Annotated in this window: 14 protein-coding genes and 1 pseudogene; 1 reads left to right on the top strand and 14 read right to left on the bottom strand. The window is 37.1% G+C overall.

What is annotated here, in order from left to right; genetic code table 11:
- Positions 1–86: 86 nt before the first annotated feature.
- The 5 genes and pseudogenes from ISU02_RS18795 to ISU02_RS18815 all read right to left on the bottom strand — a co-directional run bounded on the left by ISU02_RS18795 (position 87) and on the right by ISU02_RS18815 (position 3,984).
- Positions 87–314, bottom strand: a complete 228-nt coding sequence (locus tag ISU02_RS18795; RefSeq protein WP_194703393.1) for a hypothetical protein — start codon at positions 312–314, stop codon at positions 87–89.
- Positions 311–907 carry a type IV toxin-antitoxin system AbiEi family antitoxin domain-containing protein gene (locus ISU02_RS18800; RefSeq protein ID WP_194703394.1) on the bottom strand — a complete coding sequence of 199 codons (597 nt, stop codon included), beginning with the start codon at positions 905–907 and terminating at the stop codon, positions 311–313. The genes ISU02_RS18795 and ISU02_RS18800 overlap by 4 nt, the downstream gene beginning before the upstream one ends.
- A 134-nt stretch (positions 908–1,041) precedes the next feature.
- Positions 1,042–2,091: a dTDP-glucose 4,6-dehydratase gene (rfbB, locus tag ISU02_RS18805; RefSeq protein WP_194703395.1), complete on the bottom strand. Its 1,050-nt coding sequence runs from the start codon at positions 2,089–2,091 to the stop codon at positions 1,042–1,044.
- Between the two features lie 19 nt (positions 2,092–2,110).
- Positions 2,111–2,635: pseudogene (locus ISU02_RS18810) on the bottom strand (VanZ family protein).
- Between the two features lie 74 nt (positions 2,636–2,709).
- Positions 2,710–3,984 (bottom strand): RNA-binding domain-containing protein, encoded by a 1,275-nt coding sequence (locus ISU02_RS18815; protein ID WP_194703396.1) that lies wholly within the window; start codon positions 3,982–3,984, stop codon positions 2,710–2,712.
- A gap of 440 nt (positions 3,985–4,424) precedes the next feature.
- Here ISU02_RS18815 and grpE point away from each other — a divergent pair, with 440 nt between their 5' ends.
- Positions 4,425–4,706, top strand: coding sequence for a nucleotide exchange factor GrpE (gene grpE, locus ISU02_RS18820; protein WP_194703397.1), 282 nt, complete (start codon positions 4,425–4,427; stop codon positions 4,704–4,706).
- On the opposite strand, the gene ISU02_RS18825 is transcribed toward grpE, so the two are convergent.
- From ISU02_RS18825 to ISU02_RS18865, 9 genes are all read right to left on the bottom strand, one after another.
- On the bottom strand, positions 4,701–6,110 hold the full coding sequence (locus tag ISU02_RS18825; RefSeq protein WP_194703398.1) for an ATP-binding protein: 1,410 nt from the start codon (positions 6,108–6,110) through the stop codon (positions 4,701–4,703). The two genes, grpE and ISU02_RS18825, sit on opposite strands and share 6 nt — an antisense overlap.
- Before the next feature lie 254 nt (positions 6,111–6,364).
- Positions 6,365–7,612: a Wadjet anti-phage system protein JetD domain-containing protein gene (locus ISU02_RS24400; RefSeq protein ID WP_194703399.1), complete on the bottom strand. Its 1,248-nt coding sequence runs from the start codon at positions 7,610–7,612 to the stop codon at positions 6,365–6,367.
- Positions 7,613–7,691: 79 nt separating this feature from the next.
- Complete coding sequence (locus ISU02_RS18835; RefSeq protein WP_194703400.1) at positions 7,692–10,994, bottom strand: ATP-binding protein; 3,303 nt, start codon at positions 10,992–10,994, stop codon at positions 7,692–7,694.
- Positions 10,991–11,686 (bottom strand): DUF4194 domain-containing protein, encoded by a 696-nt coding sequence (locus ISU02_RS18840; RefSeq protein WP_194703401.1) that lies wholly within the window; start codon positions 11,684–11,686, stop codon positions 10,991–10,993. Before ISU02_RS18840 ends, ISU02_RS18835 begins: the two co-directional genes overlap by 4 nt.
- A complete protein-coding gene (locus tag ISU02_RS18845; RefSeq protein WP_194703402.1) occupies positions 11,683–13,080 on the bottom strand; it encodes a Wadjet anti-phage system protein JetA family protein in 1,398 nt (465 codons plus the stop codon). Before ISU02_RS18845 ends, ISU02_RS18840 begins: the two co-directional genes overlap by 4 nt.
- A 32-nt stretch (positions 13,081–13,112) precedes the next feature.
- Positions 13,113–13,415: a nucleotidyltransferase domain-containing protein gene (locus tag ISU02_RS18850; protein WP_194703403.1), complete on the bottom strand. Its 303-nt coding sequence runs from the start codon at positions 13,413–13,415 to the stop codon at positions 13,113–13,115.
- A 3-nt stretch (positions 13,416–13,418) separates the two neighbouring features.
- Entirely contained in the window at positions 13,419–13,829 is a 411-nt protein-coding gene (locus ISU02_RS18855) for a nucleotidyltransferase substrate binding protein (RefSeq protein WP_194703404.1), read from the bottom strand.
- A gap of 46 nt (positions 13,830–13,875) precedes the next feature.
- Positions 13,876–14,283, bottom strand: a complete 408-nt coding sequence (locus ISU02_RS18860; RefSeq protein ID WP_194703405.1) for a nucleotidyltransferase substrate binding protein — start codon at positions 14,281–14,283, stop codon at positions 13,876–13,878.
- Complete coding sequence (locus ISU02_RS18865) at positions 14,276–14,560, bottom strand: nucleotidyltransferase domain-containing protein (protein WP_194703406.1); 285 nt, start codon at positions 14,558–14,560, stop codon at positions 14,276–14,278. The genes ISU02_RS18860 and ISU02_RS18865 overlap by 8 nt, the downstream gene beginning before the upstream one ends.
- Positions 14,561–14,796: the final 236 nt, after the last annotated feature.

Genomic DNA, 14,796 nt, shown 5'->3' on the forward strand with positions numbered 1-14,796 from the left:
TGTCCTCTTTTGTTTCTATTTGCCAATTTAATTTGAGCCTTCCTCTTATTATACATTTAAATTATGAGGACATAAAGAAAAAAGGATTACATATTGAAAATCTCTACTAGAATATTCGTGATTTCACTGAATTGAATGCCTTCCGCATATGGAAATTTTCGTGAATACGATTCCCATATAGTATTAAGTTCTTCACTTTCCTTAATATCCTTTAAATACTTATCTACATTCTCTAAATATACTAATGTCTTTCTCTCTTCAGCCTTTTTTTGAATTGCAATTTTTAGACTCTCAAAATCAATATCTTTTTTCACACTAACATCTCCATGTAATTTCGAACCAACTCTTTGATATTAAAAATCTCAGCATACTTAAGCAATTGCGTATAATCTGCTCCTGGGGTTCTCATATATCGTTTGACCGCTTCTGTTACTAAACCTAAATCAAGTTTATCTTTCCTTTTAAGGCAATCACATATGGTTCTTTCTATATCATATACATGAACAGAATGACCATAAGGTGTCTCTGTAGTAATCTTGCCAATTTCGTGGAGTTTGTCAACAACATAAAAAAACTTATATTTTTCTTTGTCTTTTAGAAGTCTCGTATTATATCCTGATGGAATAGTAAGCATCATTTGGAAAGGCGTCCTATCCGTTAAATCATGAAAATATAAAGCTGTCTCATGTGAAAAAATGCCTTTCTTACATCTATATTGAGTTAAAAAATACTCATCTTGCATCTGATTAGGATCCATATACAAACCCTGTTCAATTTTTTCAATTTCGCCAGCTTGATACATGCGTTGTAGGGTTTTATAGGCCACACCCGCTTTCTTAGCTTCACCTGATGTCAGAATCCCTTGATTAGCTTTCAGTAGTTTAATGACTAGATTCTTTTGAGCCATAAAGTCCCCCTCTTCCGACATATTTGTTCGTAAATATGATATCATATACGAACGGCAATGACAAAATATTTTTCTGAGTATCAGGTGTATTTTCTTTTATTCAACCCTTTATTTGACAATCTCTTATCCGACACTTAAAAGTTTTCTCTATATTGATCGCAAGAGGATACATCTAACACACTATTTTCAACCCACTCAGTATGATCAAGATACCACCTAATCGTTTCCTGCATCCCCTGTTCGAAAGTATAAGTAGGCTTCCATCCCAGTTGAGTCGTAATTTTCGTATTATTGATCGCATATCTTCTATCATGCCCTGGGCGATCTACAACGTATCTAATTAAGTTTTCAGATTTTCTAAGCGTATGAATAATCAATTTGACCACTTCTAAATTGGTCTTCTCGTTATTACCACCTACATTGTAAATCTCACCATCTATGCCTTCATGAAGCACTTGATCAATGGCAGAGCAATGATCTGAAACATGTAACCAATCCCGAATTTGCATACCATCACCATAAATAGGAAGCTCTTTTTCATGGATACAGTTATAGATCATTAAAGGGACTAACTTCTCAGGGAACTGAAAGGGCCCATAGTTGTTGCTACATCTTGTTATATTTATAGGCATGCCAAACATTTCATGATAGACTCGAACCAACATATCTGCACTTGCTTTAGAGACAGAATACGGATTATTGGGCATAAGTGGCATTGTTTCATCGAAAAGTCCGGTTTCACCTAATGCACCATAGACTTCATCTGTTGAGACTTGAAGAAATTTCACACCGGCTTTATACTTTTGACAGTATTTATCCCTTGGATTTACTTTCCAGTACTTTTTAGCAGTATCCAAAAGAACTTGAGTGCCAATGATGTTCGTTGATAAAAAGACTTCCTGTGCTTCGATGCTTCTATCCACATTGGATTCAGCAGCGAAATTAACAATCAAACTCACATCATAGGTTTCAAAAATGCTTTCCACTTTTACGCGATCTCTTATATCTGCTTTGATAAAAGTATAGTTTTCATTGTTTTGGATAGATTCAAGATTTTCTAGATTTCCTGCGTAAGTCAGATGATCTATATTTAAGATCCTGTATTTTGGATACTTCTGTAGCATTAACTTAACAAAATGACTTCCAATAAATCCAGCGCCCCCTGTTATTAATATCGTTTTCAATTGACCACCACTTCCTTGTTTAAACACGCCTATTCTGTAAGTCAGATCTACTTTTCCGGATAAAATAAAGCAATCCCACATATATCAAAATGCCAACCATAGCGCCAGAAGTATCTATTATCACATCTTTCACTTGTGGCCCTCTTCCAGGCACGAAAATCTGATGGATTTCATCACTCACTGCGTATAGCGCACATTAAATAAGCGCTAAAATAATTGAGGTTTTCACCTCTTTATGCTGCCTGAATGCATTTATGACAAACAAACCCAAAATTAGGTAATTAAAGAAATGAGCATTCTTTCTGATCATATGGTTGAGCGTATCTACTTCCAACCTCAATTTGGGAGCAACCTTGTGAATTGCTTTCACAACAATCTCAGTTACACCCAAACTCAAATTATTGGAGGTTGTGCTCACCTGTGATGAGAAGTGAAATATAACGCCCATCCATATGAAAACTACTAGCCACGATACTATAATAAAAGCGCTTTTTTTTCTAAATTTATAAGGCAATTCACTTTTCAAAATAATTTGTGCTCCCATTCTTTTTGTTCTGATTTGTGTTCCGCTGTGTACGTGGTACGCTTTATATCAAAACACACCACAAAAATCAAAATTTACTTTAATCTATACTTTACCGCAGTCCCACTGCCTCGTTTTATAACAATATTTTTATCTGTAAGGCTATTTAAAATTCTAAGCGTTTTAGACTTTTCAAATTTAGTTTTTAATTCTATCTCTTTTCTAGAAAGTTCTAGATCTTCTTTTAATAATCCATAAATAAAAAGTTCATCTTTAGACAAATCTAATTGATCAACATTAGTAACAGGCAATATTATTCTAATCCTATTTTCACTAACATCAAAATCAGGTTTAGCAATGCTATGGGTATATTCATCATTTATTCTTGCAATTCCTGTACCATACTTTTCTATAATATTCAATCTATTAAAAACCCCTGCAATGATTGGATTTCTTAAAACGGAAATATTTCCATTTAGATATTCTTCTTTAGAAATACCTGCCGGCAAACCTCCTGGAGAGTTTATTTCAATCCTGTTCTCATACATTGCTATTTGTATGTATGAGTTAGTATCCCATACTCTATGAACAATTGCATTTGCCAAAGATTCTCTAAAAGCTTCTTTGGGAATCAATTCTTTTTTTATTCTGATATAGCCCTCTATCTCTTCGAACAAATAATATTGCTCAAAAATCTCTATGGCTCTATCAAATTGTTCTAATAGAGATTTATGGCTAATAGTTTCTCTATACAAAATCTTATTGATGTCTTTTCCAAATTTAACAATATCAATTCCTGAAAAAGCGATGTCGTTTTTATCTGATAATAGTTCTCCCGCAATATTGTAATAGCCATCTTTGTTATATAAATTTAATGTCTTTAAAACATCCAAGCTTATTTTTTCTATATTAGCTTCTTCTTTTAACTTAGATTCCAATACCCTAAAACTTAAATCTTGTGAAGCCGCTTTTCTCTCTTCATCATCAATATTAATGCCTTCCATAGCCAATCTTCTAAGCTCAAATCTGTCTACCGCCACGGTTGAAGTATCACCTCTTTTAAAAGCCTTTCCTTGATAATAGTAGGGTGTATCTTTGCCTTTTTTTACGTCTACAAGAATAATCGTTTTATGTTCTATTTCTTTAACCGCAATTTCAAAATGAGGAACTGGCACGATAGAGTCATTTATCATATTCTCAATTCGTAAGGCTTCTTCTTTTGCACTTTCTATACCTACGAGCTTCCCATTATCATCTATACCAAAGATTATTTCCCCATCATTATAATTAGCATATGCACAAACTGTCTTTAAAAAAGTTCTCGAAACTTCTACTTTGAATTCTAAGTTATAACTTTCTTTAGTTTCCACAAGCGATACCTCCTTTATAGTCTGATTGTACCAAATGCATTCTATTTTTGCAACGATCTACTTATCGTTCTATTTATCGTTTCATTGTGAAGCGATCCTAAGACTATCGTTGCACATCCCTTTGCAACGATGTTCCGATGTGTACCACATACAGAAAAGTAATTTACCCCTTTGAGCTGTTTTTAAGCTAGACATTAGCATTTCTTTTTCAATCACATCTTTTAGCTTAAGAGTCATGCGCTCTTTGCACGATCAACCTACACTTGGGACTTTCACCCGCTAGATAATATTCTATGACAATATGATCTAATAACCCGTACACAATCTCAATCAATTTTGGTATAATTGGTCCGAGTGTCAAATCCAAAAGTTGAGTAACCCTCTACCCTATGATGCCGTTTACGGGAAGGACGCGATACAGCATAGGGTAGAGGGTTCGTGTGAAACTGGTTTTTGACACCCTAAAATATGAAAATGCAGAACTTGCAAAGCAAATGAAGATTCTTTGGGATAATATTGGTGCAAGCCTTATAGGCTGTGGCGTCACTCGAATTGATCAGATCGGCATCAAAATCAATCCACAAATGAATATCCCTATTCAAACAAGCTATGATGAAAACCAATTGGAAGACACCATACTAGAAGTCTTAAAAAGTGGCTATATTTATAACACTCAAATATTGAGAAAAGCTCACATTTTCCCTTCACCTGCTTGCTCATAAATTTCCCACTTCTTTTACAATATTATCTGCTGTAACGAGAGTAACGTCCTGCTCTATCGCTATTTTAACAAGCTCCTCTGAAAAGCCATTTTTAGAAAATAACCAGTAATAAATTTTCTGATCTGACCCCGCTAATGTAAATTTTTCTTTCATATTTTTATAGTCAGACAGTGTACAATCACTATTTTTATATTTACATTCACCCAATAAAAAAGCCCTTTTCTTAGGATCGGTAGCCATAATATCAAGTTCATCCGTTTTGTTCCACCATCTTCCTATCTTTGTGAAATGAAAAGGCAACATCTCTTTTTGATTTTTCAATCTCAAATACTGGCGACAAATAGCTTCAAATACATACGAAGTATGTCGCTCAAGTTCTGGTTCAATTACAAATTTCCATATGCCTTTTGCATCTCCTGCTTCGAGTTCAGACAAGTTGGGGAATACGAATGCATACCAAAAACGAAAAAATTGATCTGCTATTTGATAAAGCCCCCTGTGAATATTTGCATGTGCTTTGATGCCATCCGCCACAGGGAATTCCCGAGTAACGATGCCTAAATCCATGAGGTTTTTTAAATAAACACTCAGTTTGGTCTTTTCAATTTGAGTTTTCTGATGAATATCATTGAGTTTCGTATTTCCTAATGCCACCGCTTCAATAATCACATTATAAGTTGCTGTTTCTCGCAATTCTTGATGCATAAGAAATTCAACTTCACTGTATAGAATACTGCCTCTTGTTAAAATACGGCGTTCTATATTTAGAGCCAACGGCAAAGTATCATCAAACTGTTTTAAATAATGTGGAATGCCTCCAAGTATCGCATAAGCGGTGATTTTATCGAAGACACTGTAATTGGGAACAAATTGAATCGCATCATAAAAACTCATTTCATTCATTTTTAAAATGCCTGTAGCACGACCATATAAAGGATTTTTCTCTGCTAAAATCTCCTTCTCAATAAAAGACATCGAACTACCACAAAGAATAATCATAACATTCTGATCCTTGAGTTTTTCATCCCATAGATTTTGTAAAATAGAAGGGATTGCATTATTCCCCTTGACCATGTAAGGAAATTCATCAATTATCAATAATTTCTTTTGGTCATTTGGTAATTCTAAAATACTTGCTAATGCTAATTTCCAATCAGAAAACCGTTTGATATATTGCGCCACAGGTAGCCCTTTTTGTAATAGGCGCTCACTGAAGGCTGTTAACTGTTGCTCATCAGGACTTTCCGTGCAAGCAAAAAAAACATGAGGTTTATTCTCACAGAATTTTCGTAACGTTTCTGTTTTGCCCACACGTCTGCGACCATACAACACAACAAGCTCGCCATTTTGTGACTCATAACGTTCTTCTAAAAAGTTCAATTCAGCTTTGCGTCCTATAAACATAAAAGCACCTTCTTTCCTGTTGCTTAAAATCAAACTAATCAAAGCGTATATTCAGTCCGCTTCGCTACCTTCGTAACCCTTGTGCAATCCGCTAGGATTGCATTCAGTGGGGGACACCTCCTCAAGGATTATAATCACGATTATTATAATCTACATTATAATAATACACCTTTTTCAAATGACCTTCAAGTTAATTTCCGCTCAGGGAGTTCCGCTCCGTACGTGGTACGGAGCGGAACTCCCTGAGCGGAACTCTATTGCTCTTCAAAAATCCTCGCATAAGCTTCACTCACTTCTATATGTTCCTGCTCAAGTCTCAAAGCATACCGATCAAGGGTCATAAGGATATCTAGGACATCAGCATCCTCTTCTCTTTGTAACAGGTTTTTAATTTTGTCGTGATAATTTTTCGCGAGTGGTGTTGTGAAATCACGATAAGCGTTTAAAACAGTTTCATTCATCAACAAGGGTTTTACAACGGGAATCAATTGTTTTAAAGCTTTTAAGATCCTCACTCCACCTAAATCTAGATCTGACCAGTGATAATAAGCGGCATCTGGAAAATTAGAGAAAATGCATTCAAAAAAAGCCCTTTTGATCTCGCCGGCAAATCCACCATGATACAAAAGCAAGACCTCTTGAGGTCTTGTCTTAATCATGAGTTCATAAGTGGCTCTGTTTTCCACACTGATCACATAATTAATATTCTGCTCAGCGGTGATCTGAATGATTTCAGAAACATAAGTGCCGATCAAAACCGCGCCTTCGTTTTGAAACACGCTGCCCTCTAAAACCCCATTTTGAAATTCAATCTTCACAGGACCGCAAAAATAAATCAGCTCGGGATTTGAAAAAAGGCCCACGTAGCTCATTAGATCCTCGCCCTCTTCCACGTCATTATAACGCTTGATCAAAACCGTTAATCTGCTTTTGATCTCATTTTGAAACAGCTTGGAATCTCCGAATACCTTTGCACTGAACACGCGCTCGTGAACCGCCTTATAAGCCAGTTTATCCAGCTCAATCAAACACTGGATAAGCCTACGATTTACCCCTTGATCTGGAAACAACACTTGTCCAAACTTTCCGGTCTTATTGAATTTCTCTAAAAGTTCCATCTTAAATTGAGCCATCCATTCATAAGCCGTAAACTCATAAGCCGTTATCAGAGAAACCATCTCTTCAAACGCACCGTAAGTCGATTTCACACCAATGTACGAATAAGCCCTCTGAATGTGCGTCAGTTCTTGATTTAACCAAATCTCTTTAAGGAGGTTGCCTGCTTCAAATGGCATCCAATTGAAGTCTAAAAGCTCTAATTGCTTAAGTGCTTCTAGCGCCTCAAAAAAAGCTGACTTTTGCTCGAAGTCCTCAAAATCCACCTTCTTAAACTCGGCAACCTTCGCTAAAATGCGCCTCGATTGTGTGGTCTGATTGGAGTAAACTTTGCTTTTTTCGTATTTATCTAACAATTTTTTGAGAATGAGCTTCTGATAATCCACGCGTCAGCCTCCTCTGTTTGGATCTTAATTACAACTCAACTTATTAACAACTCAACTCTAATTACTGACTCAAACTTTATCATTGACTCAACTGAAGCAATACTTTGCGTTCAAACGATTGTACAAAGGAAATATCGTTTTCTCTAAAGACACAAAGATTTTGATCCACATGTGGTGTGATGTCCACGATCTTATCGGGTGGTGCAGATATAATCGCTTGCAAATGAAACCGTCTGAGAAGCTTCAAACTCTCTTCAATTCTCTGCTGATCCATTTTGCTAAAGGCTTCATCAAAGATGATCAAACGGATGGTCTCACTGTTGCTGCCACTGTGATTAATCCGGTACATTTGAGCAAACGATGCCAATACAGAAAGGTAGAACGGCGTTTGCGTTTCCCCGCCCGATTTTTTCAGAAGTGTTTTAGAAAGCCGTTGCTCACTGCCATTTTCATCCGTTACCACCAAATCAAAGTTCAAATAAGAGCGATAATCCGTATAGTAAAGGATGTTCTTTTCAAGCATTGACCGGTTTGCCATTGAACTGTCTTCGCCTATGTCCACGATCATTCGAAACAATTCTTCAATCGCCTCATGATGCTTCTGATTAAAGGCGTAGGACATAATACTCATACCATCCTTGAGCAGAAGATCATCCATAATCATATCGTAATAAAGGCGCATTTCAGGCTTTGGTTTCACCTCAAAGCGATAACTGTCTGCTCCGAAAGGGCTGTCCTTAATCGCCATGTTCAGTTCTTTAATCTGAGTAAAGACCGTATCAAAATTCTCTTTGAGTTTGGCTAAAAACTCATCTCTAAATTGATCCGACGTTTTTTCTTTTGCCGATTTAATCTTAGTTAGATAGTCCGGCAGATTCGTCTCTTCAAGCTGTTTTAAAGCATTTGCATAGACGGCATTGTCCTCTTCATGAATATCGTGGGACATATGAAAGACTCTATTGTATTCTTCCCGCTGACGGGTTAAACTTTCAAACAATTTGTCCTTATCCGTTCCAGCGGCTTTAGCAGATCGCGCATAATTGATCTCAATTTGCTCAGGGCGCTGATCCAGTAACAATTTTTCAATACGTTCTAATCCTTCAATTCTGACCTCATCATATGCTTTCTGATCCACAAATGCCTTTTTTTGTGCGATTTTAGATTCAACTTGAGGCATTTCTTTGTCAGAGAGATAACGCATCTCTGTAATGAGTTTCTCTTGAGTCCCATGTGCTGTGTTAATGGCATCATCACAGGTCTTGATCTGCACTTTGACTGTCTTAAGCTGATCTTCCAATTTCATGATATAGGATAAATCCAATTGACTTTTTTCTAAATTCAGTGCTTCGATATTTTGCTGACAATGCTTAAAAGCGTCTAATTTCGAAAGGCTGTCCTCATGTATGATCATCTCATGCTCAGACATTGCCTTGATTTTGCATTTAGCCTTTAAAGCCACAAGCTCACCTTCAAGTGATCTTCTCGTTTTCTTAGAAGCTTCCAGCTCTGCCGTCACAAGCTCAATTTGTTGTTCGATCGCTTTTCGACCAATGTAAGGCACCCGCCACCTATCAGGATGCAACTGTCTCGCCACATAATTTTGGTAGAGCATGCACGTGTCTGTAATGCCAATGGCATGCCTTCTAATCTCTTTGACTTCATCGCACGCCATGACGCCACCAAGGACATAATCGATAAAGGCTTTTGCCCCTGAATGCTCTGTTGTAACAAAGCACGCCAAACTGCCCTGTTGAGCAGAAGGCTTCAATTTTCTAATCCTTTCAAGATCGATTAGCCCAACACCATAAATTGGATTATTTCTTTTGAGACCATCGTAAATTTCCAGTGCGTGTTCGAATTCTGAATCCTCAACCAACAAGTAAAATTTCTGAGTATGCAAATAAGCCTCTATGGCATTTTTCCACCTATCCTCAGTGACATCAATCACATCCGCTAAAATGGCAACCTCTTTAAGACCTGATGCTTTTAGAGCTGTCATTAACTTAATCACAGGTTCCGGATATGGCTTAACCCCTTTTTCCAAAGTCCTAAGAGACGCCGTTAAATCGCGAATCTCTTGTTCCAAATCACGCAGCATGTGTTCACATTCATAAAGGCGTCTTTGGTTTGCCTCAAGCCATGATGCAATATGGCGATTTAAAAGCTCTAGTCTCTGAAAAGTCTCATTGCTCAATGTGTTTATGGTGAGCTCTGAGAAATAGAGCGTTTGCACCTTTATATTTTCGGAGGTTTCATCGCTTAAAAATAGAGCGTAATCATTTGCCAGCTCGCGGACTCTATCGATGGTCTTTCTAATTTGAATCATATACTCTGCAAGCCTTTTTTGTTCTTGTTGAAGCGCAAGTTCTAAACTATTGAGCTTCTTCTGAATATCTGAATTCAGCTTCTCAGCAGTAATTTCATCCCTTTGAAATTCCAGTTTTTCTTTTTCGATCTTTAAAGTCACGATGTGGTCTTTAATCTCAGAAAGTTTGAGTTCATGCTCATTAAAATCTCTTTGAAATGCTCGTAACTGATTCTCGGTATCCTTAATGCCTGCAAGCCCTGAGATAACCTCGTGTATTTTTTGAAGTCTCTTTTTACTTAGAAAGTCCTCGTGATATTTTTGAATCGTCTCAAGTCTCAAAATTCGGTTTTGAATCGTTTCAGCGTCACTTTCAAGTCGCTTATAATATCTGAGATTTTGCTGCATTTCTTCAATATTAGGCCGCCCTTTGATATCCGTTATATATTCTGTGATAAAACTTTCGATATCACTGATGGGCGAAAAGGGCACAGCTTTCTTAAAGAGGCTGAAAAACTTATGCTTAATGTTCCCGCATTTTGCCATCAAATGTTGCCTATAAGTATTCTGACTTTCATAAAAACTGAATTTGTTGTGAGAAAGGGTCTTTAAAGTCTGCTTGAGCTGTGTTCGATTTAAAGGCATGCCCTTATCTAAAAAGCCGTGATCTGGTATCGCGCAATCGTTGGCGATGAAAAAGCTGTGCTTTTGAGTGCCATCCCCATAGACATCAAACACGACCCCGGTTAGAAAACTTCTGCCCTTTGCATGGTCATAGAATTCCAATACGATATAGGCATTAAAATCCCCCTCTCTTAAGTAACGATAGCCTGTTCCACCGTCATCCCCAAGCTCACCTTTTAAATAACCCACTAAGGTACGCTCTGATTTATCGTTCGCCGCTTTGTTAAATATATGGCTACGTGTCTCTCCAAGCATGACCACTTGTAAGGCATCAATAAGTGTCGATTTACCCGCCGCATTTTGGCCCGTTAAAAAATTGAGCATTTTAAATTCAACCATCGTGTGGCTAAAATAATGCCAATTGATCAACAGCATTTTCTCAAGTGATTTCATAGGAGATCCTCCATCAATTCTGACGCATCCGCCTCATCTTCTGCTTCGTTTTCATCATCTTCATCTTGATCTGAGGGCCGTCTCTCATCTTCTTTTGACGATTCAACAAGTGCTGCAAGCATGCTGATTTTATCATTTGGAATGATAAAAAGAATCGATGGTAGCAGTAAAAAATGGGTATCTGGTGCATCCCACTTGCCTTCAATCTTATTTAAGAGGTTAAAGTGACTCAACCGTTTAAGACCTTCTGAAATATCCTTCATGCTCGGTTTCTTATCCAAGATGCCAAGGACTTGCATTTTAAGGATCATCTCATGTGTTTCGAAAAAAATCTCATTCCTAAGACTGACCTCTTCTCTGCGCTCTTCATAGATCAATCTCAAGGTGAGCAGCATTAAAGTCGTAAATTTATTGAGCTGAACCTTGTTGTAATCGTGTTGACTGTTTAGATAGATGACCCCATACGTATTGTCTCGATGAAGTGTCCACCCTGCGAGTTCGAGATAGCCACTAAAAACTTCAAAAGTCCGTTCGATAAAGCGATAATCGGCGTGTACCTTTAAGCGTCCAGTGGCAGCCTCATATTCATCTCTTATGATAAAAGTCTTTGCAAGGAGCATATTTACAAGTCTTTTGAAAAGCAATTTTTCGGTTTGGTTAAATCGTTCGTATTGAATAACCCATTCCCTCATAAAACATCTCCTTTCTTTGAAAACTGAATCATTGGCACATCATACTGCTTTGTTGATACACGCCGTTCATAAAATTTGACAAGATATGGCGGTTTGCTCTGCATACCGATGATTGACGCCAACATCAGCCTTGAAAAATCTCTATCTGTTTCAAGTGGCAAGTCCTCTGAAGTTGTTTTGCCCTCTTCTAAAAAGGCTAAAATTTCTTTTACCACAGCCTCTTTACTGTAAGTCTCTTTCAATTTTGTCATAAACCCATCGGTGGCTTTTTCAATAGAAGTTACTTCTACCCTTCTAACAGGCTTTGAATGCATCACTTTCGACTTGACGATTTTAGAGCGCGCATAGAGTGAATCCTGTGTGATATAGCTCTGTCTATAAGCATTAATGCCTGTGTGAACCGTTTCATTTTCAATGTTTTCTGCCTTTAACCCTTTGATTAAGGTGACTAGATTCCCTTTTACGGATTGATCTCGATTGAGCAGATACTGAATTTTTTCTATGGAAGCACCCGTATAGGCATTATGTCTCATATCAATTTCATGCACGATTTCAGGAAGGCTGTCAAAACAGCTCATGATTTCTGAAATCATACTGACCACCATTTCATGAGCTTCTTCGGCTGTCTTGACGGTTTTGTAAGCTAAGGCCTGTTTGCTTAAAACATCCAGCATGGTCTCATCGCTGTACCACTTATTGAGAATATTTAGAATAGGCCCTTTAAATCTCGGCACTGAGTCAAAGGTTTTAAAGGGATGCAAGAATTTCGACACCACTGTCTCTTGAAAATCATCGAAATGCGACTTCAAAATCTCATTGACATCTGTCATTTCAATGGCAAGCTGATGATAACGGCCTATATTTTGATATAGCGATTTTAAGAGTTCAATCAGCATTTTTGTATCCGAAAGTGCACGCCCAAGCGCTTGAAAGGCATACTCTTCTGGTGATCTATCTGCAGCGGTTAAATTGTTGTATGTCGATACCACCAGACCGTTATATTCTGTGGTTTTCTCCGTTAATATCGCCTCTAATGTATCCAATATTTGCTTTGAGTAATCCGGCAGTTCTATGATGTTTTCAAAATCTGCCCCTCTAAATTCTGCCCTCAGCCATTTCGTCTCCAGGAGTTTTCGGATGATATAATTGGCCTTTGCAGACAGATCTGAATTTTTAACAAAGGCATCTTCATCCTCGGTGGGCTCTATTTCATAAATTTCATCTTCCAATTTGGAAATCAACAACGCATTCAAATCGCTTCTCGTCACATTGAGCTCATATTTAAAGCTCTCTTTAACGACAAAAAGAGCATCTATATAAATGCCCTTGTTCTTGGATGCTAAAATTGAAAATAGATTTTCAGGTATTTTATCAAAAAGGTTCATATTGTTCATACTAAGCCCCTTGTTGTGTTTTTTTGCTAACTTTAAGTCGCGTTGTAGAGTCTAATCCCCACTCTATCAATGTGTGCTTTGAGTTCTGTGTTTTCAATGTTTTTATAAATAGAGACATCAAATTCATAGGGTAAATCTAAAGCATCTAATGCTGTCATTATTTTTAACAAAGTATGGATATCAACCTCATTTCCCAACAAAGTGATATCAATATCAGAACCATTTCTAAAGTTCCCCTTCGCCCTGGAGCCATACAAAATAACGGCATCTATTTCAGAAAACTGGACAAATACCTGTTGCATCTTTAATAAGTCGCTATCTTTTAATCCGTACATCTCTCACTCCGAATCCATTAAATCTAAAAAAGTATCTTCTAATTCAATAAAAGCCCTTAAGTACTGTTTACTTACGAGTCTTATGATTTCATCGACAGTCGTTTCATCATAAGTGTGGCTCGTCAAGTTACGGCTCTTGATCATATTCATCCAGATGTCACCCTCTACAATGAGCTCATATTTAAAGGCTTGTCTCGTCACGTCTCTAGAGCCATATATGCCTGTATTGCCTCTATCTTCTAAGAAATCCTTCATCAAATTCCAAGATAATTCATGCGTAAACTCAAAAGCCTGAACAACCCCTTGCTTCTCAAGATTGGATAAAGGCCTTTGAGACATGAGTTCAATCGCCTCTTTAAGTTGAGAAAGTGCTTTTTTATAACTGTCAAATCTCTGTTTCCATCTTACATCCATTGCGCCTACCTCATCTTGTTTTATCGCCTTGATTATAATCTAAATCTTATCGACCGTCAAACGCCTGGCATAACTTCTCCAAAAGCATCTCAAACTCTTTAAGATAACAAGTCGTTATTCTTTCTGCAATCTCTTCTGCCATTTCTTCTCTGTAAACATGAGAAGTCATATTTCTATCGGTCAGCATGAGCAACCAATTTGTTTCATTGACAATCAACTTTTGAGCATACGCTTCTTTAATAACAGCTTTGGGAGAATTTTTATCCACAATGCCCATATCTTCAAGATAGGCTTTTGTGGTTTTCCAAGAGAGCTCATATGTAAATTCAAATCTCTGAATTAAGCCGTCTCGAACGACATCACTAGCGCCTTCTTGCTTAAATTCTGCAACTGCTTCTCTCAATCGATTCACTGCATTTTTAAAATTGACTCTCTTGGCTTCCAGCTTACCCATATATAACAACACCCTCTTTTTTAATATTTTCCATAAACGTCTCGTTCAAATCTTCGCTTACAAATACGATATCTATTTTCTTAAGTGTATGAATATCCTCTATCTCTCCACGCAAAAGCATTTGATCTACCAGTGATAAATGTTTTCCAAAGATTGCAATGTCATAGTCACTGGTATCGGAATGATCTCCCCTTGCACGAGACCCGAACAACAAAACACTTTCGACTTTATATTTGATCGCTATTGCCCTTATTTGAATTAAAACATCATCTTGCATTTTATGATCCCTCAGCTTAAAATTTCACATTTATATGCCCTTATCGTATCATATTTTCATACTAATTTATACTTGAAAATTGTGTAGTTCCCGTTGTGTACGTGGTACACAACGGAACTGCACAACGGAATGATCAATCAACAAGTTTATTCAGCAATTTTCATGTTATATTCTATTTTTGTATATTATTCAATAGTTTTTCAAGTATAATCTAAAAACTATTGAATATGTGCCTT

The sequence above is a fragment of the Fusibacter ferrireducens genome (assembly GCF_015352425.1).
Classification (GTDB): Bacteria; Bacillota; Clostridia; order Peptostreptococcales; family Acidaminobacteraceae; genus Fusibacter_A; species Fusibacter_A ferrireducens.